This is a genomic window from Hyphomonas sp. (genome assembly GCF_013823385.1).
Lineage (GTDB): Bacteria > Pseudomonadota > Alphaproteobacteria > Caulobacterales > Hyphomonadaceae > Hyphomonas.
The window spans coordinates 25,623-44,869 of the sequence record NZ_PNMA01000020.1 but is presented as its reverse complement, the minus strand read 5'-3'; the positions used below and the strand labels follow the sequence as shown (position 1 = coordinate 44,869).

The following is a 19,247-nucleotide window of genomic DNA, read 5'->3' as shown; positions in this document are numbered from 1 at the left end:
CGAAATTCGCCTGTGGGGCCTGCATGGCTCGCCCCACAGGTGTAGACAGCGCGCATTCGTTCCGATTATGTTCTTTGGGCGCCAGTTGAAGGACAGTCGATGCCGTCTATCGTCACTATCGGATCGCTCGAACTTGACCTGATCCATGTTGTCCTGCTGCTGCTGGCGGTAGGGCTTGGCGCTTACCTTTGGCAAACGCGGCAACGCGCGGGGTTTGAGCGCGAAGAATTGGCACGCTTGCGCCAGCGCGAGCAAACGCTGGATGCCGTGGCGAGGGATGCCCAGCTGAAACTTGCTGCGGCCGAAGCGCGAAGCGCCGAGGACGAGCGAAAGTTTGCAGAACTCGCCCAGGGCGTTCTTGCCCGGGCCAATACGATGTTCCTGGAGCGCGCCGAAGAGACCTTCAAGCGCCACCGGGAAGGGGCCCAGGGCGAGCTGAAAGAGCTCATGAAACCAATCGGCGAGAATTTCGAGACCTTCCGCCAGAAGGTCGAAGCGCTGGAAAAAGTGCGGATCGAAGACAAATCGCTCTTGTCGGAGCAAGTCAAAGCCATCGGGGAAAGCCTGCATCGCAACACGGCGGAAACCGGCAAGCTCGTGAACGCCCTCACCGCGCCAAAAGGCGGCGGGCGCTGGGGCGAGATGACCCTGCGCAATGTCATGGAACAGGCGGGGCTGTCGGCCCATTGCGACTTCAGTGAGCAGGTGCATGACGACACTGAAGAAGGCCGTCAGCGCCCCGACGCGATCATCCGTCTGCCGGGCGACCGGCAGATCGTGATCGATTCCAAGGTATCGCTGGCCTCTTATATGGCCGCGACCAATACGGATGATCCGGCTGAGCGGCAGGCGCATCTGAAACAGCATGCGGCCAGCGTGCAGCGGCATGTCACGACACTGGCGTCAAAGGACTACCAGTCCAATCTCGGCAACCGGTTTGACTATATCGCCATGTTCATTCCGGGGGAGAACTTCTTCGCTGCTGCGCTCGAACAGTCACCTGACTTGATCGAGAAGGCCATGAACCGGTCGGTGATTGTGACGACCCCGACCACGCTGATCGCGCTGGCGCGGACGGTTGCCCATCTCTGGCGCCAGCATGAAATGAACGAGAATGCCCAGGCCGCCGCCGAGCTCGGCGCAGAGCTCTACACCCGTATGGGCGTGCTGCTCGGCCATACCGAAAAGCTCGGAAAATCGCTGAATTCGTCCGTCGATCATTATAACAGCCTGCTCGGCTCCATCGACAAGCGCGTGCTGCCCACCCTGCGCAAATTCGAGGACATGCAGATTGCCCCGCCCGGCAAGGTGCCGCCTGAGGCAAAACTCATCGAAGCGCGGGCCAATACGCCCGATACCGGCCAGTTGCCGCTGGAGCCGCCGAAGAAGCTGCCGGCAGAGTGATCGCCCGTTGACGCTGCGGCGAGGGGTGCATATCTGACGGACATGGCTATTCGCGAAATCCTCACTGTCCCCGATCCGCGCCTCAAACAGGTGTCCAAGCCCGTTGAAGGCGGCGTTACCGACGAGATCCGGGCGCTCATGGATGACATGCTGGAGACGATGTATGACGCGCCGGGCATTGGCCTCGCCGCGATCCAGATCGGCGTGCCGCTGCGGGTGATCGTGATGGACCTGGCCCGCGAGGGCGAGGAGCCCCAGCCGCGCTATTTCGTGAACCCGGAAATCGTCGAGACCATCGAGGAAACAAAGCCTTACGAAGAAGGCTGCCTCTCGGTGCCGGATATTTTCGACCAGGTGGAGCGCCCCGCCCGGTGCAGGATCCGTTATCTGGACTATGATGGAAACCAGGTCGATGAGTGGGCCGAAGACCTCTACGCGGTCTGTATCCAGCACGAGATGGATCATCTCGAAGGCACGCTGTTCATCGATTACCTCTCCCGCCTGAAGCGCGACCGCGCCATCGACAAGGTGAAGAAAGCCAAGATCCGCGCTATCCGCGAAGACGCCAACTGATGCGTTTCTTCCGGGACATGCGGTTCCGGTGGTTGATCGCAACGCTCATCGCGGCATTGGTCGTGGCCCTGTTCGGGGGGAATGAGGCCGTCATGATTCCCGGTTGGAGATGGCTCGGCCATTGAGGCCGGTCTGATGATCGCGGGGGCCGGGTAGGCAGGAAACCCTGCGCGCGCTATTGCCCCGTCTCATAACCGAAGGAGCGCCCCGCCATGCCTCTCCGTATCGCCTTCATGGGAAGCCCCGGCATTGCGCTTGGCGTGCTCGAAGCGCTGATCGCGGCGGGGCACGAGATTGCCTGCGTCTATTCCCAGCCGCCGCGCCCGGCGGGCCGGGGGCAGAAGCTGACGCCGACGCCCGTGCATGCCTTTGCTGAGGCGCGTGGGCTGGAAGTGCGCACGCCCAAATCCCTGAAAAAGCCTGAGGAACAGGAGGCCTTTGCGGCGCTGAACCTCGATGCCGCTGTCGTGGTCGCCTATGGGCTGATCCTGCCGCAGCCGATCCTGGACGCCCCGCGTCTTGGCTGCCTCAACATGCACGCCTCCATCCTGCCACGCTGGCGGGGCGCTGCGCCGATCCAGCGGGCAATCATGGCGGGCGACACGGAAACCGGCGTGGACGCGATGATGATGGAAGCGGGGCTTGATACCGGCGCGGTCCTCGCCTGTGTCCGTACATCCATCACGGCGCAGGACACCGCGGGCACTCTGCATGACCGGCTGGCCGCACTGGCCGCAGAGCTTGCGCCGCGCGCGCTGGCGGGCCTCGCCGATGGCAGCCTGAAGCCCGTTCCTCAGGCCGGAGAGGGCATGACCTATGCCCGGAAAATCACCGGCGAAGACCAGCGCATCGACTGGACGAAGCCCGCCGCCGAGATCGACTGCCAGATCCGCGGCCTGTCGCCCGCGCCGGGCGCCTGGTGTGAGGCCGATCTGGGGCAGGGGCCGGTTCGCCTGAAGGTTCTCTTCAGTGAGCTGACGGATCATGCAACCGTGGCCGTGCCCGGCGCGCTGATTGATGACCGCCTGAGTGTCGCCTGCGGGGATGGCCGGGTCGTGCGTCTCCTGCGCCTGCAGAAGCCGGGCGGCAAGCCGCTTGCCGCGCGCGAATTTCTGGCTGGTTCGCCCCTGCCGGAAGGCGCCTTGCTGGGCTGATGGCTTTCCGGATGCCGGGACCCGGCGGCTGAATGGCCTGTTGACCTGATGCCCCGGCTTTGGCAGCGGGCTTTGTCATGCCTCGTTACAAGCTTCTCATTGAATATCACGGCGGCGCCTATCAGGGCTGGATGCGCCTGCCGGGCATACAGACCGTGCAGGGCGCGCTGGAAGAAGCGGCGGCCAGGCTGGATGGCGGGCCCGTGGAAGTGATCGGCGCGGGCAGAACGGATGCGGGCGTTCACGCCACAGGGCAGGTTGCCCATATGGATCTGCGCCAGGACCGGCCAGACAAGGTGGCCGATGCGATGAATTTTCATCTGCGGCCCCACCCGATTGCCGTGCTGAAGGCCGAAAGGGTCGAGGAAGATTTCCATGCGCGTTTCTCCGCCACGGCGCGGCATTACCGCTATGTGGTGATCAACCGCCGGGCGGACCTGACGATTGATCGCGGCATTGCCTGGCGCGTGCCGTCGAAACTGGTGGCCGAGAAGATGCATGAAGCCGCGCAGTTTTTCATTGGCACGCATGATTTCTCGACCTTCCGGGACACAGAATGCCAGGCGCTGAGCCCGGTTAAGACGCTCACCCGGTTTGACGTGGCGCGCTATGGCGAGCGGATCGAGTTTACCTGTTCGGCGCCGAGTTTCATTCACCGGCAGGTCCGCTCCATGGTGGGCAGTCTGGTCGAGGTGGGGCGCGGCCACCGGCCCGTGAAATGGGCCCGCGAGATACTGGAAGCAGCCGACCGCACCCGCTGCGGCCCCGTCGCGCCAGCCGACGGCCTCTTCCTCGAGCGGGTCGATTACGGGCCCGGCTGACGCGAAGGCAATCCTGTGCAGGCCCGTTTTTCGGGGTTAGCCTTCCTCCAGATAAGATGAGGAGGAACACCCATGGCCATTGATTTCACGATTCCGGAAGACGCAAAGGAAGTGCGCGAGCGCGTGCGCCGCTGGGTGCAGGAAGAATGCATCCCCGCCGAAAAGGAAATGGCTGCGGGTAAGCCTTACAAGGAAGTTCTCGCCGCGCTGCGCACCAAGGCGCGCGCGCAGGGGCTGTGGCTTCCTTTCATTCCGAAAGAGCATGGCGGCATGGGGCTCGGGCCGCTGGCCAATGCCCTTGTCCAGATGGAACTTGGCCAGAGCCATCTGGGCGCGCTGTCAATGAATTCTCAGGGGCCGGACGATGCGACCATGCTGACGCTGCTGGCGCATGGCACCGACTTCCAGAAAGAGAAGTACCTGAAGCCCATTCTCAACGGCGAAAAGCGCGTCTGCTATTCGATGACCGAGAAAGCCGCCGGGGCCGACGCGACCGGCATGCAGACAACGGCGGTAAAAGACGGGAAGGGGAATTACGTTCTCAATGGCGAGAAGTGGTTCTCTTCGGCGGCCACCGCAGCTGACATCGCGGTGGTGATGGCCAAGACCAATCCGGACGCGCCGCGCCATCAGCAATTCTCCACCTTCATCGTGGAGCTGCCCAATCCCGGCTACAAGATCATCCGCGACATCCCGACGATGGCAGTGCATGGCAAGCATTATACCGAGATGGGCGGCGGCCATGCCGAGGTGAAGATCGACAATCTCGTTGTGCCCGAAGCAAACCTGCTGGGTGGGGAAGGGATGGGCTTTGCCATGGGCCAGCACCGGCTCGCCTATGGCCGCCTGCGCCATGGCATGCACAATGTGGCGATGGCCCAGCGCGCGCTTGATCTGGCTACGGAGCAGGTGACGACGCGCTCCACCTTCGGCAAGGGGCTGGAAGATCGCCAGGGCGTACAGTTCATGCTCGCCGAATGCGCCAGCCAGCTCTACATCGCGCGCCTGATGCTCATCCACATTGCCTACAAGGCAGAGAATGGCATGGACATCCGCCAGGAAAACGGCATCGCCAAGGTGTTCCTGGCCAATATGGTCCACAAGGTCGTAGACACCGCCATCCAGCTGCACGGCGCGCTCGGCTATTCGCTCGATACCCCGCTTGCCGCCTGGTACACGCATATCCGCTCCCAGCGTCTCGTCGACGGGCCGGACGAAGTGCACAAATGGATCACCGGCAAGAATGTCATCCGTGCTTACAAGAAAGACGGCACCACGGCGGCCGCTGCGGGCGGAGATATTCTGTGATCAAACTGACCTTCTGCCTGAGGCGCCTGCCGCATCTCAGCCGGGAAGAGTTCCAGCGCTACTGGCGGGAGCAGCATGCCCCGCTGGTGGCCGCCAGGGCCAAGACGCTGGGGATCGTGCGGTATGAGCAGGTCCATGCCGGGTTTGACGCGATGAGCGAGGCGATCCGCGCCTCCCGCAACGCGCCTGAACCCTATGACGGTATCGCCGAAATCTGGTTCGAAAGCGAAGAGGCCATGCAGGCTGCCGGGCGCAATCCCGGCGTGTCCGAGGCCGCGCGCGACTTGCTGGAGGATGAGCGCAAGTTCATCGATCTGGAAAACTCACCGCTCTGGTATAACCGCGTCCATACGATTGTCGGGTGATCCTCACCCTTCATTCGTTCCCAGAGCATCGGCGAGGTCTGCGAGAATGTCTTCGGCGTCTTCCAAGCCCACGGAGAGGCGCACGAGGCCGTCGCTGATGCCGTGCTCAATGCGCTCTTCGCGGCTATAGGTGGAATGTGTCATGCTGGCGGGATGCTGGATCAGGGTCTCGGCGTCCCCCAGGCTGACGGCGCGGCGGATCATCCGCAGGCGGTTCATCATGGCGATGCCCGCTTCATAGCCGCCTTTCAGTTCCAGAGCGATCATGCCGCCAAAGCCCGGCATCTGGCGCTTGGCAAGGTCATGCTGCGGATGGCTTTCCAGGCCCGGATAATAGACCGCGGCGACGCCCGGTTGCGCTTCCAGCCAGCGCGCGACCTGGAGGCCGCTTTCGCAATGGCGCGCCATGCGCAGCTGCAGGGTCTTCAGGCCCCGCATCACCAGCATCGCATTGAAGGGAGACAAGACGGATCCCGTCATATCCTTCACGCCCACCATGCGCACTTCCTTGATGGCCTCGGCGCGGCCGAGCACCATCCCGGCCACAAGGTCGCCGTGCCCGCCGAGATATTTGGTGGCCGAATGGACGACGAAGTCCGCGCCCAGTTCGATTGGTCGGGTCAGCAGCGGGGTGGCATAGGTGTTGTCGACCACCACCAGCGCCCCGGCCGCATGGGCGACGCGGGCGGCTTCGCGAATGTCCACCAGGCGCATGTTCGGATTGGCAGGTGTCTCGAAATAGACAAGGCGTGTCTGCGCGCTGATTGCAGCGGCAAGGTTTTCCGGCTCGCGGAGGTCCACATGGGTGATCTTGATGCCGAAGCGGGCAAGCCCGTCGCGCATGAACGAGAAAGTGCAGCCATAGAGCGTCTTGTCGGTGATGATTTCGTCGCCCGGCTTCAGCAGGGTCCACATCAGGGATGAGATCGCGCCCATGCCGGAGGCCGTGGCGAGGCCGGCTTCGGCCCCTTCCAGATTGGCAATCCGCGCTTCCAGCAGGGCAACGGTGGGGTTGGAGATGCGCGAATAGATGTGGCCTTCAGCTTCCCCGGCAAACAGAGCGCCGCCTGTCTCTGCATCCGGGAAGGCGAAGGTGGAAGTGAGGTGCAGCGGCGGGGTCAGCGCAAACTCATTCTGGGCGGGGTCGTATCCGTGGTGGATGGCGCGGGTCGCCGGGCCGAGCGGGCGGGGGGCGTCAAATGCCATGGTCGTTCCTCCTGATCTGAGGCGATCCTAGCAGGAACCCAAGGATCATACTTGCTATATATGGCTGTAGTATGCTCAAGTTTTGGCATTATATTCTAATGGGGTGCCTTATGGATGCCATAGATGCCAGGATCGTGCGCGCTCTGCAGCGGGATGGACGGCTGACCAATCTCGAACTCGCTGAAGAGGTCGGCCTTTCCCCTTCGCCCTGCCTGCGGCGGGTAAAGAATCTCGAGGCGGCCGGCATCATCCGGGGCTATTCGGCGCTGGTGGATCAGAAGGCCTGCGGCTTCCCGATCACCTGCCTCGTGCGCATACGTCTCGCCAATCACGCCCAGGACACGGTGCGGGCCTTCGAGCAGAAGATTGCCGAAACGGACGCGGTTCTGGACTGCTATCTGATGACCGGCGGGGCCGACTATGAACTCCGCGTCGTCGCCCGCAGCCTGGATGATTATGAACAACTTGTGCGCCAGACCATCCAGACACTGCCCGGCATTGCCTCGATTGAAACCAGTTTCGCCTATGGCGTGGTCAAGAAGTCGCGCATTCTGCCCGTGATCGCCGAAAAGGGTGCATAGCGGCCGGTGATGGAAACCTGCTATGTAGAGCCCCGATGACGCCTCCGACAAAATCCCCCCCGACCCTTCTGTCTGCTGGCCGCGCGCCTGCGTCCCGCCGGCCTGGCAAATGGCGCATTGCGGACATCATTGATGGCCGCGCCCTGCGGGTGAAGCTGACGGCGGCGGCGCTGGACAATCTCGGCAATGATGCGACCGCCCGGAAGGCGGCGCTCAACCTGCTGCACGGGGCCATGTTCCGCGGCCGCCTGATCGCGCAGGAGCGCCTGCAGCAGGGGGCAGATGGCCTCGATACGGCCCGGCTCCTCGCGGCGGTGCAGGACGAGGTGATTCACGCGCTCTACGATTTCACGGTCACCCATGTGCACCGCGCCTCCAACCCGACCGAGGCGGAGCGTCTCGCCATCCTGGCGACCGGCGGCTATGGCCGCAGCGTCATGGCGCCGTCTTCGGATACCGACCTTCTGTTCCTGCGCGCGTACAAGGCGAGCCCGCACACCGAAAGCGTGATCGAATACATGCTCTATGCCCTGTGGGACATGGGGCTGAAGGTAGGCAATGCCTTCCGCACACCGATTGATTGCGTAAAGCTCGCGGCAGAGGATGTCACCATCAAGACCAGCCTGCTGGACGCGCGCTTCATCTGCGGGGATGAGCTTCTGGCGACCGACATGATGGCGCTTTTCCAGAAGGATGCCGTCAAGGGCAAGGACGCCCAGTTCATTGCCGACAAGCTGGCCGAGCGCGACGCGCGCCACACGCGCATGGGCGACGCACGCTATGTGGTGGAGCCGAATGTGAAGGACGGCAAGGGCGGCCTGCGGGATCTGCAGACGCTCTACTGGATCGTCAAGCACATGTATGGCGGGCGCACGCTGGAAGATGTGATGAAGGCTGGTCCGTTCACGGATCAGGAATACGCCATCTTCATCCGCGCCGCACGCTTCCTGTGGACGGTGCGCTGTCACATGCATTTCGTCACTGGCCGGGCCGAAGACCGGCTGAGCTTTGACCTTCAGCCCGAGATCGCCGCCCGCATGGGCTATCGCGACAGGGAAGGGCAGCAGGGGGTGGAGCGCTTCATGAAGCGCTATTTCCTGGTGGCCAAGGATGTCGGCGGGCTGACGCGCATCCTCGCCGCAAAGCTTGAGGCCGATCACAAGAAAAAGCCTGAAGGCCTGCGCCGTTTCCTGCCCTCCCGCCCGCCCCAGCCGCTGCCGGAAGAGGGCTTCCTGATCGAGGCGGGCCGCATCAACATCGCCGAAGAGAAGGTGATGGCGGCCGACCCGCTCAACATGATCCGCCTGTTCACCATTGCCCGGCGCGAGCAGAAGGACATTCACCCTGCCGCCCTGACAGCGCTGACCCGTAACCTCCGGGGGCTGAATGAAGCCGCGCGGGAAACAGACAGCGCCCGCGACCTGATCCTCGACGCGATCCTTGGGGGCAAGGAACCCGGCCCCATCCTGAGGCGTATGAACGAGGCCGGTGTTCTTGGGCGCGCCATCCCAGAATTCGGTTCCATCGTCGCCCAGACGCAGTTCAACATGTATCATCACTATACGGTGGATGAGCACACGCTGCGTGCAGTCGAGACGATCGCCGATCTCGAATATGGCCGGGGCAACACCGCGCCGCTCGCCACAGAATTGTTTGGCCAGATCGAGAACCGCCGCGCGCTCTACCTCGCCATGCTGCTGCATGACACCGGCAAGGGCAAAGGCGACCAGCAGGAGGCCGGTATGCGGACCGCCCGCAAGGCGTGCGAACGGCTCGGCATTCCGAATGAAGAAACCGATCTCGTCGTCTGGCTGGTCGGCCACCATCTTGAAATGAGTGAAACCGCGCAGAAGCGGGACATTGCCGATCCGCGCACCGTGGCGACCTTTGCGCGCCTTGTCGGCTCGCTGGAGCGGCTGCGCCTTCTCTACATTCTGACAGTGGCAGACATCAAAGCTGTAGGCCCCGCTGTCTGGAATGCCTGGAAGGGCCAGCTTCTGGCAGACCTTTACCACAACACGGCCGCCGCCCTGCGCGGGGGGCGTACGGATGAAGCGGCCGTATTCTCCGAACTGGAACGCCGCGCTGAGGCGCGCCGCGAAGCCCTGGTCGAGCGCATCGGCGCGGTGCCCTCGCTGCTGCTGGAACTGGAAACCGCCTACTGGACCGGGTTTGACCCGGACGATATCGCCTGGCATGCCGCCGCGCTGGCAAAGGGCGGGGATGTGGTGACCTCGCGCATGGCGCCCGAAGGGGGCGCCGTGGCGCTGCTCGTCTCCGGCAAGGACCGCACCGGACTCTTTGCAGACCTTGCCGGCACGCTTGCCCGCCTCGGCGCCAATATCGTGGCGGCGCAGGTCTTCACCTCCAAGGGCGGGCGCATCGTGGACGTGTTCATGCTGCAGGACGCCCGCGGCCTGCCCTATGGCGAGGGGGACGGGCCACGCCTTGCCAAGCTGGAACACGCCATCCTCGGCGCGCTCGGCGGCAAGGTGCCCAGCGGCGCGGTCAAATCCCGCGCCGGGCGCCGGGAGGCGGCGTTCCTCGTCCAGCCCTCAGTGCAGATCCATGAAGAAGTGTCTCTGGAATATACGGTCATCGATGTCGCCGCGCGCGACCGGCCGGGCCTGCTGCATGAGGTTGCCGAAGTGCTGGCGGACATGAAGCTCTCGATCCATTCGGCGCATGTCGGCTCCTATGGCGAGCGGGTGTTCGACGCCTTCTATGTCCGCCCCGATGGCGGCGCGGCGACGCTGTCAAAAGCCCGCAAAGAGGCCCTTCGCGAACGTCTTCTTGCCGTACTTTCCCGCGAAGAACCTGAAGGCCCGCACACCCCGGCCCGCAAGCTCAAACGCTCGCGCGCCGTGGACAGCTTCTGAGAATTGGTACAACCGGGGAAACCATGAGCCTTGCGCGCAACACCGCCGTTCAGGCCTCGCTGACCCTGGCGAGCCGCATCCTTGGCCTCGTGCGGGATGTGATCCTCGCTGCCAAGATCGGGGCGGGGCCGGTGGGGGATGCCTGGGCAACCGCCCAGCAGTTTCCAAATCTCTTCCGGCGGATTTTTGCCGAAGGCGCCTTCGCCTCGGCTTTCGTGCCCTCCTATGCCCGCACGCTGGAAGCCGAAGGGCCCGAAGCCGCGCAGAAGGTGGCGCAGGATGCACTGCGCGTTCTCTTTGCCATGACGGCGGCGCTGACCATCCTTGCCCAGATATTCATGCCCTGGGTGCTGCTGCTCATCCATGGCGGGCAGGCGGACGATCCGGAGCATTACAATCTCGCCGTGCTGCTCACCCGCATCACGATGCCATATCTTACATTCATGGCCATCGGAGCGCTGCTCTCGGGCGTGCTCAATTCGGCGGAGCGTTTCATTCTTTCCGCGGGCGCGCCGACCGTGCTGAATTTCTGCCTCATCCCCGCTGGCCTTCTGGGCACGACGCCGATGATCACGGCGCAATATGCCGCCATTGCCTTCCTCATTGCAGGGGTCCTTCAGGCGGCGCTTCTCTGGTGGGGCGTCCGCCGCCAGAAAGTGCGCCTCAGCCTGATCGGCTGGCCGCGCCTGACACCCGCCGTGAAGAAGGTGCTGCTGCTCGCCGTGCCGGGCACGATTGCCGCTTCGGGCACCCAGATCAACATCATTGTCAGCCAGTCGCTCGCCAGTTTCGAGGTCAGCGCCAAAAGCTGGCTTTATGCGGCTGACCGGCTCTACCAGCTGCCGCTCGGCCTGGTCGGCGTGGCGGTCGGCGTTGCCATCCTGCCGCGCCTCAGCCGCGCGGCGCGGGCAGGGGACGGGGAAGCGGGCAGCCGTACCATGGATGAAGGCCTAGGCCTTGCCATGGCGCTGACATTGCCTGCCGCCGCTGCCCTGATGGTGGCACCGGTTTTCCTGATCGATGCCTTCTTCGTGCGCGGCGCCTTCCTGCCATCGGACGCCGTTGCCGCCGGCGCGGCCCTCTTCCATTTCGCCTGGGGCGTGCCGGCCTTCGTGCTGATCAAGGTGCTCGCCCCGCCTTTCTTCGCGCGGGAAGACACTAAGACACCGATGCGCTTTGCGCTCGTCTCGGTTGTGATCAACACGCTGCTGGGAGCGGGGCTCTTCTTCTGGCTGAAGCAGTCGGGCCAGATGGGCTTTACCGGCCTTGCCATCGCCACCAGTGCAGCCTCCTGGGTCAATGCCTTGCTGCTCGCGGCCACGCTGGCGCGGCGTGGCTGGTATGTGCCCGGCCCGCGCGCGGTTTCCGGCCTTCTCCGCGCGCTGCTGGCCACGCTGATCCTGTCGGCCGCGATCTGGCTGATGCTGTGGCAGCTTCCGGCCATTCAGGCGGCTCTGGGCGGCTCCAAGGAGATCGCGGCCGCTGTCATCGTGCTGGCCGGAGGCTTCATTTACGCCTTCGCCGCCCTCCTGACCGGCGCGGTGCGTCTCAGCGACATCCGGCAGGCTTTGCGCCGCTGATCAAACGCGCTAAAGGCGCCAGACCATGACAGACCAGACCCCAGCCTATAGCGGCCCGCAACGCGTATTCTCCGGTGTCCAGCCGACCGGCAATCTTCACCTCGGGAACTATCTCGGGGCGCTCAAGAAGTTCGCCGACCTTCAGCGCGAGGGCCATGACTGCATCTTCAGCGTCGTGGATCTGCACGCCATCACCATGCCGGTGGAGAAGGGCGCGCTGATCTCGACGACGCGCCAGATCGCGGCGGCCTTCATTGCGGCCGGTGTTGACCCCTCCAAGTCGATCATCTTTGCGCAGTCTTCGGTGCTCGCGCATGTGGAACTTGCCTGGATCTTCAACTGCGTGGCGCGGATGGGCTGGGTCGAGCGGATGACCCAGTTCAAGGACAAGGCCGGCAAGGATGCCGAGCGGGCCTCCGTGGGCCTCTTCACCTATCCGGTGCTGCAGGCCGCCGACATTCTCGTCTACAAGGCGACCCATGTGCCGGTCGGCGAAGACCAGAAACAGCATCTGGAGCTCAGCCGCGACATCGCCGAGCGATTCAACCGCGAATATGATGTGCCCGGCTTCTTCCCCCAGCCCGAGCCGATGATCAAAGGCCCCGGCGCGCGGATCATGAGCCTCAAGGACGGCACCAAGAAGATGTCGAAGTCTGACCCGTCAGACCTCTCCCGCATCAACCTCGTGGACGACGCCGACACGATCGCCAGGAAGATCAAGAAGGCCACCACCGATGCCGGCGTCATTCCGGGTACGGTCAAAGAATTGGAGGGCCGTCCAGAAGTCGAGAACCTCGTCGGCATTTTTGCGGCGCTTTCCGGGCGCACGGCTGAGGATGTGCTGGCTGAGTTTGAAGGCAAGGGCTTCGGCGTGTTCAAGCCGGCGCTGGCCGATGTCACCGTGGCGCATCTTGCTCCGATCACGGCGCGATTCCGCGAGATCCTGGACGATCAGGCAGGCCTCGACCGCACCCTCGCCGAGGGCGCCGCGCGCGCAAGCGCCGTGGCCGCGCCGATCATGGACGATGTGCGCCGGATCGTCGGCTTCTGGCGCCCCTAGGCGGCACCTGCCTCCCTGACTGCAGAAACTTCAGCGCGCTGCCACAAAAGCGCCGCAGGCGCTGCGCATTCTTTTCGGCTGTGTGGGGAATCACGCCATCCTCTGGGGAGAGTTCTTCTCGCATGGGTGGCGGGCGTAGATTGGGTAGTGCCTCGTAGGCGAGTTGGGGTAGCGGGCCGGGACACCTGCTGCAGCTGGAATTGGATCAGCAGGCGGTAATTTGGTGCCCGAATTTACCACACCGCCCGGTTTGCTGAAATTTCATGCGCAACTGGCCTGTTAATAACGGTTTAACGGCTTCATAAACGGCACAGGATGGACAAATCCACAGCACCCAGGAAGAAGCGGCGTAAAGTCATGGCGGCAGCGGCGGCAGTGAAACTCCCACGGGCTTACGAGGAACGGGAGCATGTTCCCGCGCCCGCAGCCGACCCGACGCACTTCATTTCGCTTGATTATGCCGAGCCCAGCCCGATCATGATCGGGTTCCAGAAGGGCTGGCGCGCGCTGAAACGTACGCTGAAGATCGGCGCTGTGATGGCCCTTGTCGGCGCCTATCCGGCTGCCGTGGTTCTTTCCAGCCACATCAATGACAAGCCCGTGGGCATTCCGGCCGAGCAGAGCTGGGCCGTGCCGGGCATTGCGGTGGCTATTCACAAGATCGCGCGGGAACTGGAAGGCGCTGGCTGGGCCAGCAACCGCCCGGTCTGGCACCCGCAGGCGCGTCTCACGGCGCTGCCCGCCTGGCAGGCCGGCACCACCGAAGCGCTCTCGCAGCATGTCAAACTCATTGCGGAGCTCTCGCCCTATGAAGGCGCGCCGGACAGTGACCTCGCGGCCGCGTCCCGCCTGCTGATGGAAGTGCCCGGAGAGCCGATGCGTCCGCGCCTGACAGCCGCCGCCGAAGCGCTCAACCGGTTTGACACGCGCGCCTCGCGCGGCCTTGCCATGCGCCCGATGCCGGAAGAGATCATGCCGGAGGAACTCGCCCTCTTCGCAGGCTGGGCCGCTGAAGACCGCGCCGCCCTGTCCGACCGGATCAATGCCCTCCAGGAAGGGGGCTGGCCTGCCAGCAAGGAAGACATCGCCGCCTTCTACCGCGCCAAGGCGCGCGCCCATGTCGCCCATGAGATGTTCGCGGCCAATGCCGCCAAAGCCCTGACGCTGACCGACACCGCTGTTCTGGTGGCGGCCGACCGTGTGGAAGCGGCCTGGGAGCGGGCGGCAAAGATGAAGCCGCTGCTGGTTTCCAACCAGTCGGATTCGGCGGTTCTCACGCCTAACCATCTGGCGAGCATGGCTTATTTCCTGCTGGAGGCAGAAGTGGCCTCACGGCATCTGATTGCGCTGATGGAGCCTTCTGCGGCCGATGAGGTGATCGAGGAGACCTCCGTTGCCCAGACGGCCGGGGATGCAGAGATTGCGCTGCCCTGAGCCGGGCTCCCTTGATCTCACCGCCCGCGCGCGCCATGTCAGGGACCAGACGCGAAAGGCCCGCCATGTTCATCCAGACCGAAGCCACCCCGAACCCTGACACGATAAAATTCCTTCCGGGTCAGCCAGTTGCGGGCGATCGCGGCCCCTTCGACTTTCCCGACGCCGCCAGCGCACGCATGAGCCTGCTGGCGCGCGCCCTGTTCCAGGTGGACGGGGTGGAGCGTGTCTTCCTCGGTAGCGATTTTGTCAGCATTAACAAGGCCTCCGCCAAGGATTGGCGGCATGTGAAGCCGATGGTGCTGGCCGCCATCATGGACCATTACATGTCCGGCCTGCCGGTGGTCGAAGAAGGGGCGCCCGGCCTCTCTGATGAGACCGAGTATGAGGGCGAGACGGCTGAAATCGTCAACGAGATCAAGGAATTGATCGAAACCCGCGTGCGCCCGGCCGTGGCCCAGGATGGCGGCGACATCACCTTCCAGCGCTTCGATCCGGAAACCGGTATCGTGCACCTCTCCATGCGCGGGGCCTGCGCCGGCTGCCCGTCCTCGACCATGACCCTGAAACAGGGGATCGAGAACATGCTGCGCACCTATGTGCCAGAAGTGACTGCGGTAGAGGCAGCGCTTTAAAAGGCGCGCAAAAAACTCCAACGGTTATTCCAACAAGCCGCCTGAAAACTCTAACGAGTGTGCAGCAAAAAATCCGGTTCTGAGCCCGCCCGTCCCCGGCAGCTCCAGAGCCGCCAGCAAGGAAGGAACTGCCTCATGGCCCACCCGGTCAACGATCACGCGCTCGACATCATCTTCCGCGATGCCCGCAGCCAGAATGGCTATCTTGACCGCCCGGTGCCGGAGGTTCTGATCCGCGCCGTCTATGACCTCGCCAAGATGGGCCCCACGAGTGCCAACTGCTCGCCCGCCCGGTTCGTGTTCGTCACCACGCCGGAAGGGAAGGAGCGCCTGATGCCCTTCATGAGCGCGGGTAACCGCGAGAAGACTGCCGCCGCGCCCTGGACGGTGATCCTCGCCTACGACATGCGCTTTGCCGACAAGATCCCCCAGCTCTTCCCGCACAATCCGGGTGCCAAGAACTGGTTTGACAACAATACCGAAGAGACCGCCTTCCGGAATGGCACGCTGCAGGCGGCCTATCTGATGCTGGCTGCGCGCTCTCTCGGCCTCGATTGCGGCCCGATGAGCGGTTTCGACATGGCCGGGGTGAACCGCGAATTCTTCGAGAGCCAGGAAGGCGAGGAGCAGCACTGGCGCGCCAATTTCATCTGCAATCTCGGCTATGGCGACAAAACCAAGATCATGGAGCGCCTGCCGCGTCTGGAATTTGACGAGGGCTGCCGCATCCTCTAGCGGGATCAGATGCTGATCCTTGCGCTGAACACGGCCTTTACAACGATGGAAGCGGCGCTCGTGCGCGATGGCGAAATCCTCGCCGATGCGCGCGAGACCCTGCCGCGTGGCCAGGAGAAGGCCCTGCCGGGCTTTGTCGAGGCGCTGCTGAAGGAAGAGGGGGCCGGGTTTGGCGATGTCGGCCGTCTCGCCGTCGTCACCGGGCCGGGCAGTTTCACCGGCCTGCGCATCGGCGTGGCCTATGTACGCGGCCTTGCCCTCGTCACGGGCGCGCCGGCGATTGGGGTCACCAGCCTGGAAGCGGCGATCCCCGCCGGGATGGAAGGGCCAAGCCTTGGCGCCCTGATGGCCCAGCGCCGCCCGCCGGACCAGACCTGGTGGGCGCAGGGCATCAGCGAGGACGCCGGCATCGCCCCGGTTCAGGAGGTGGGCCTCGCCGCGCTGTCGGCCATGCTGGAAGGTTTCCATGCGCCCATCTTCATGGATGGGGCAGACGCGCTGGGCGATCAGGCCGCCAAGCTCGACATCCGCCCCATGCGCCCGAGCGCGGTGACCGCCGCGCTGAAAGCGGCCCGCTTCGACCCGTCCAAACATCCGCCCACGCCGGTCTATGCCCGCGAGCCGGACGCGACCCTGCCCACGCCGAAAGACTAGGGCGCCCGCGCCAGCCAGGGCTCCAGATCGTCCTGCTGGGCGATCAGGGATAGTCCGTGGGCGATCGATACAAACTGGCTGCCGGTTTCCACTTTGCCCGCGCCGAACTGCTCCTCGAAGCTCTGCCGCAGGGCCGGAACGAAGGAAGTGCCCCCGGTGAGGAACACCCGGTCAATACCCCCCGCGTTTAGGCCGGCCCGCTCCAGCGCCAGATCGACCGTGGCGCGGATGGCGCTGACATCCTCGGCAATCCACCCGTCGAATTCCGCACGCGGAATATCCCGTTCGATATTCAGGCTGCCCGCCTGAAGGCTGAAGCGCGCGGTATCCGCCTGCGACAGCTGAGACTTCACCTGCGCCACAGACCGGTAGAGCAGGTAGCTGGCATCCGCCTCCAGAAAGTCGATGAAGGCCTGGATCAGGGCCGGTTCATCGGCCACCTGCAGCAGCTTCTGAAGGTCGGCATAGTCGCGCGTGTGGCGCATGATCGAGAGCTGGTTCCACTGCGCAAACCGGCTGTAGAAGGAGGAAGGCACCGGCAGGGTCTTCTCCCCGCTGCGGAAGCTGCTGTGCTTGCCGAAAAGCGGCGCAACCACATGTTCGATGATCTTCTGGTCAAACGCGTCGCCAGCAATGCCGATACCCGAATGGGAAAGCGCCTGCGCGCGCAGCTTTCCCCCCGAAGGGTCAAACCGGATGATCGAGAAGTCGCTGGTGCCCCCGCCAAAGTCTGCCACCAGGATGGTCGCCGCTTCGGTCAGCCGCTGGGCATAGAAGAAGGCCGCCGCGACGGGCTCATACACATGATGGATCGTCTCGAAGCCGAGCCGCTTCAGCGCTGTTTCATAGCGGGTCTGGGCAAGGGCTTCATCCGGCTGGGCGCCGGCAAAGCGCACCGGCCGCCCCATCACCACCTGGCTTGGCCAGGGCGCGCCTGACCGCTCGGCGAGGCGCCGCAGATAAGCGGCCAGCAGATCTTCGAACTGCCAGTTCCTGTTGTGAATGACCGTGGAGACAAAAAGCGGGCTCGCCGCAAAGGTCTTGAACGACTGGATGAACCGGCAATCCCCGCCCAGCTCCAGGAACTGGTCGATGGCCCACGGGCCGATCTCCATCATCGCGCGCGCTTCCTCCTCGTCGCGCCAGAAGCACAGCACCGAGCGGCAGGCGGAGAATACCTCGCCGCCATGGCTGAAGCTCATTGCCTGCGTACTGCCATCGGGATTGGCGAGCGAGGCAACGCTGTTTGTCGTGCCGAAGTCTAGGCCGAGCGTGGAGGTCGCCTGGGTCATCTTGCAGCCTTGTGCTGGGGCGAAGGGCAGGCGACCTAACAGAGGCGGGCCTTGCCAATCAATCCTGATTGTCCTTGATCTGCGATCTTTCTGCCGCTTCCCGAGGCCTCTGCCAGATGACTGACACCATCCGCCGCCTGATGCCTGCCGACGCGGCGGCCGCTGCCGCGCTGCATGCGCAGGGCTTTGCCGATGCCTGGAGCGCCGCCTCGATCGAGGCGCTGATCGCGAGCCCAAATGTACTCGCCCTCGGCTGGGAGGAGGGGGGTGATCTCCTGGCTTTCGCCTTGTTCCAGTCCTCGGCCGGAGACTGCGAACTCCTCACCATCGCCACGGCGCCCGCCCGGCGCGGGCAGGGGCTTGCCGGGGCCCTGCTGGAGGCCGCGATGCCGATGCTGGTGGTCGGCGGCGACAGCCGGCTGCTGCTGGATGTGGCAGAGGACAACGCCTCGGCCCGGCGCCTCTACAGCCGGTTTGGCTTCACCGAGGATGGCCGCCGCAAGCGCTATTACACTGCCGGGCGCCCCGCCCCGGTCGACGCCATTCTGATGTCCCGGCCCATCGGGGCATAAGCGGCGCCTGAAAAGCTGGCCTCTGCGGCCGGGCGGTCTATAGTTCTCGCTATCGGGAGAAGGAGGCAGACCATGGCAGACGGCAATCCAGGCAAGATCGACATTCCGCCCGAAGTGTTCCGGCTTTATGACGCCTATTGCCATGGCGATCTTTCCCGCCGCGCCTTCTTCTCGCGGCTCAGCGCCTTTGCCGGCGGCGGCATCACCGTCTCGATGCTGGCGGCCTGCGTGATGCCCGATTACAGCCAGGCGCAGACGCTGACGGGCGACGCTGACCTGATCGAGGAAGACATCACCTACACCACCCCCAGCAGCGCCGGGACAATGGGCGGCTATCTCGTGCGCCCGGCCAATGCCACCGGCAAGCTGCCCGCCATTCTGGTGATCCATGAGAACCGGGGGCTGAACCCCTATATCCGCGATGTGACGCGCCGCGCCGCCAAGGCCGGCTATGTCGCCTTCGGGCCGGACGCGCTCTATCCCCTCGGCGGCTATCCCGGAAATGACGATGATGGCCGCGCCCTGCAGGCCCAGCGGACGCGGGAAGACATGTTCGCCGATTTCGTGGCCGCTGCCGAGCTGCTGCGCGGGCATGAGGCCGTCAATGGCGCCGTCGGGGTGACCGGCTTCTGCTTTGGCGGGGCGATGGCCAACCAGCTTGCCGTCAGCCTGCCCTGGCTCAAGGCATCTGTGCCCTATTATGGCGGCTGGCCGGCGGATGAGGACGCGGCCAGGCTGGAAGTGCCCCTCCAGATTCACCTCGCCAGCGACGATCCGCGCGTGAATGAGGGCTGGGCGGCTTATGAGGCGGCGCTGAAGGCGGCGGGCAAGCCCTACGAGCTGCACTGGTATGAGGGCACGCAGCACGGGTTCCACAATGATACCACCCCGCGCTTCAATCCGGAGGCCGCCGCGCTCGCCTGGTCCCGCACGCTGGACTTCTTCGGAAAACACCTGCGCGGCGCATGACAAGGTTGAACTGGACTTTCCCGCC

18 protein-coding genes are annotated in these 19,247 nt (G+C 64.4%); 16 read left to right on the top strand and 2 right to left on the bottom strand.

Annotated elements, in window-relative coordinates:
- The first annotated feature begins 99 nt into the window (after positions 1-99).
- The 6 genes from C0456_RS12565 (at position 100) to C0456_RS12540 (ending at position 5,625) form a co-directional block, all read left to right on the top strand.
- Positions 100-1,404, top strand: a complete 1,305-nt coding sequence (locus C0456_RS12565) for a DNA recombination protein RmuC (protein ID WP_291052547.1) — start codon at positions 100-102, stop codon at positions 1,402-1,404.
- Between the two features lie 42 nt (positions 1,405-1,446).
- Complete coding sequence (gene def / locus C0456_RS12560; protein ID WP_291052545.1) at positions 1,447-1,977, top strand: peptide deformylase; 531 nt, start codon at positions 1,447-1,449, stop codon at positions 1,975-1,977.
- 212 nt (positions 1,978-2,189) lie between these two features.
- Positions 2,190-3,131 carry a methionyl-tRNA formyltransferase gene (gene fmt / locus C0456_RS12555; RefSeq protein ID WP_291052542.1) on the top strand — a complete coding sequence of 314 codons (942 nt, stop codon included), beginning with the start codon at positions 2,190-2,192 and terminating at the stop codon, positions 3,129-3,131.
- Positions 3,132-3,208: 77 nt separating this feature from the next.
- A complete protein-coding gene (gene truA, locus C0456_RS12550; RefSeq protein ID WP_291052539.1) occupies positions 3,209-3,952 on the top strand; it encodes a tRNA pseudouridine(38-40) synthase TruA in 744 nt (247 codons plus the stop codon).
- A gap of 72 nt (positions 3,953-4,024) precedes the next feature.
- Positions 4,025-5,260: an acyl-CoA dehydrogenase family protein gene (locus C0456_RS12545; protein ID WP_291052536.1), complete on the top strand. Its 1,236-nt coding sequence runs from the start codon at positions 4,025-4,027 to the stop codon at positions 5,258-5,260.
- Positions 5,257-5,625 (top strand): EthD domain-containing protein, encoded by a 369-nt coding sequence (locus C0456_RS12540; RefSeq protein ID WP_291052534.1) that lies wholly within the window; start codon positions 5,257-5,259, stop codon positions 5,623-5,625. Before C0456_RS12545 ends, C0456_RS12540 begins: the two co-directional genes overlap by 4 nt.
- Before the next feature lie 3 nt (positions 5,626-5,628).
- On the opposite strand, the gene C0456_RS12535 is transcribed toward C0456_RS12540, so the two are convergent.
- Entirely contained in the window at positions 5,629-6,831 is a 1,203-nt protein-coding gene (locus C0456_RS12535) for a methionine gamma-lyase (RefSeq protein WP_291052532.1), read from the bottom strand.
- A 110-nt stretch (positions 6,832-6,941) separates the two neighbouring features.
- On the opposite strand from C0456_RS12535, the gene C0456_RS12530 reads away from it, so the two are divergent.
- The 8 genes from C0456_RS12530 to tsaB all read left to right on the top strand — a co-directional run bounded on the left by C0456_RS12530 (position 6,942) and on the right by tsaB (position 16,389).
- Positions 6,942-7,412: an Lrp/AsnC family transcriptional regulator gene (locus tag C0456_RS12530; RefSeq protein WP_291052529.1), complete on the top strand. Its 471-nt coding sequence runs from the start codon at positions 6,942-6,944 to the stop codon at positions 7,410-7,412.
- A gap of 35 nt (positions 7,413-7,447) precedes the next feature.
- Positions 7,448-10,291: a [protein-PII] uridylyltransferase gene (locus C0456_RS12525; protein ID WP_291052526.1), complete on the top strand. Its 2,844-nt coding sequence runs from the start codon at positions 7,448-7,450 to the stop codon at positions 10,289-10,291.
- 23 nt (positions 10,292-10,314) lie between these two features.
- Complete coding sequence (gene murJ / locus C0456_RS12520; protein ID WP_291052524.1) at positions 10,315-11,871, top strand: murein biosynthesis integral membrane protein MurJ; 1,557 nt, start codon at positions 10,315-10,317, stop codon at positions 11,869-11,871.
- Positions 11,872-11,896: 25 nt separating this feature from the next.
- Entirely contained in the window at positions 11,897-12,931 is a 1,035-nt protein-coding gene (trpS, locus tag C0456_RS12515; protein WP_291052521.1) for a tryptophan--tRNA ligase, read from the top strand.
- Positions 12,932-13,246: 315 nt separating this feature from the next.
- Positions 13,247-14,365: a hypothetical protein gene (locus tag C0456_RS12510; protein WP_291052518.1), complete on the top strand. Its 1,119-nt coding sequence runs from the start codon at positions 13,247-13,249 to the stop codon at positions 14,363-14,365.
- A gap of 65 nt (positions 14,366-14,430) precedes the next feature.
- Entirely contained in the window at positions 14,431-15,000 is a 570-nt protein-coding gene (locus C0456_RS20940) for a NifU family protein (protein ID WP_367179268.1), read from the top strand.
- Between the two features lie 135 nt (positions 15,001-15,135).
- Positions 15,136-15,735 carry a malonic semialdehyde reductase gene (locus C0456_RS12495; protein WP_291052515.1) on the top strand — a complete coding sequence of 200 codons (600 nt, stop codon included), beginning with the start codon at positions 15,136-15,138 and terminating at the stop codon, positions 15,733-15,735.
- Positions 15,736-15,744: 9 nt separating this feature from the next.
- Positions 15,745-16,389 (top strand): tRNA (adenosine(37)-N6)-threonylcarbamoyltransferase complex dimerization subunit type 1 TsaB, encoded by a 645-nt coding sequence (tsaB, locus tag C0456_RS12490; protein ID WP_291052513.1) that lies wholly within the window; start codon positions 15,745-15,747, stop codon positions 16,387-16,389.
- On the opposite strand, the gene C0456_RS12485 is transcribed toward tsaB, so the two are convergent.
- Positions 16,386-17,681, bottom strand: coding sequence for an Hsp70 family protein (locus tag C0456_RS12485; RefSeq protein WP_291052511.1), 1,296 nt, complete (start codon positions 17,679-17,681; stop codon positions 16,386-16,388). The two genes, tsaB and C0456_RS12485, sit on opposite strands and share 4 nt — an antisense overlap.
- Positions 17,682-17,797: 116 nt before the next feature.
- Here C0456_RS12485 and C0456_RS12480 point away from each other — a divergent pair, with 116 nt between their 5' ends.
- Positions 17,798-18,253 (top strand): GNAT family N-acetyltransferase, encoded by a 456-nt coding sequence (locus C0456_RS12480; RefSeq protein ID WP_291052508.1) that lies wholly within the window; start codon positions 17,798-17,800, stop codon positions 18,251-18,253.
- A 72-nt stretch (positions 18,254-18,325) separates the two neighbouring features.
- On the top strand, positions 18,326-19,222 hold the full coding sequence (locus tag C0456_RS12475; protein ID WP_291052506.1) for a dienelactone hydrolase family protein: 897 nt from the start codon (positions 18,326-18,328) through the stop codon (positions 19,220-19,222).
- Positions 19,223-19,247 lie beyond the last annotated feature (25 nt).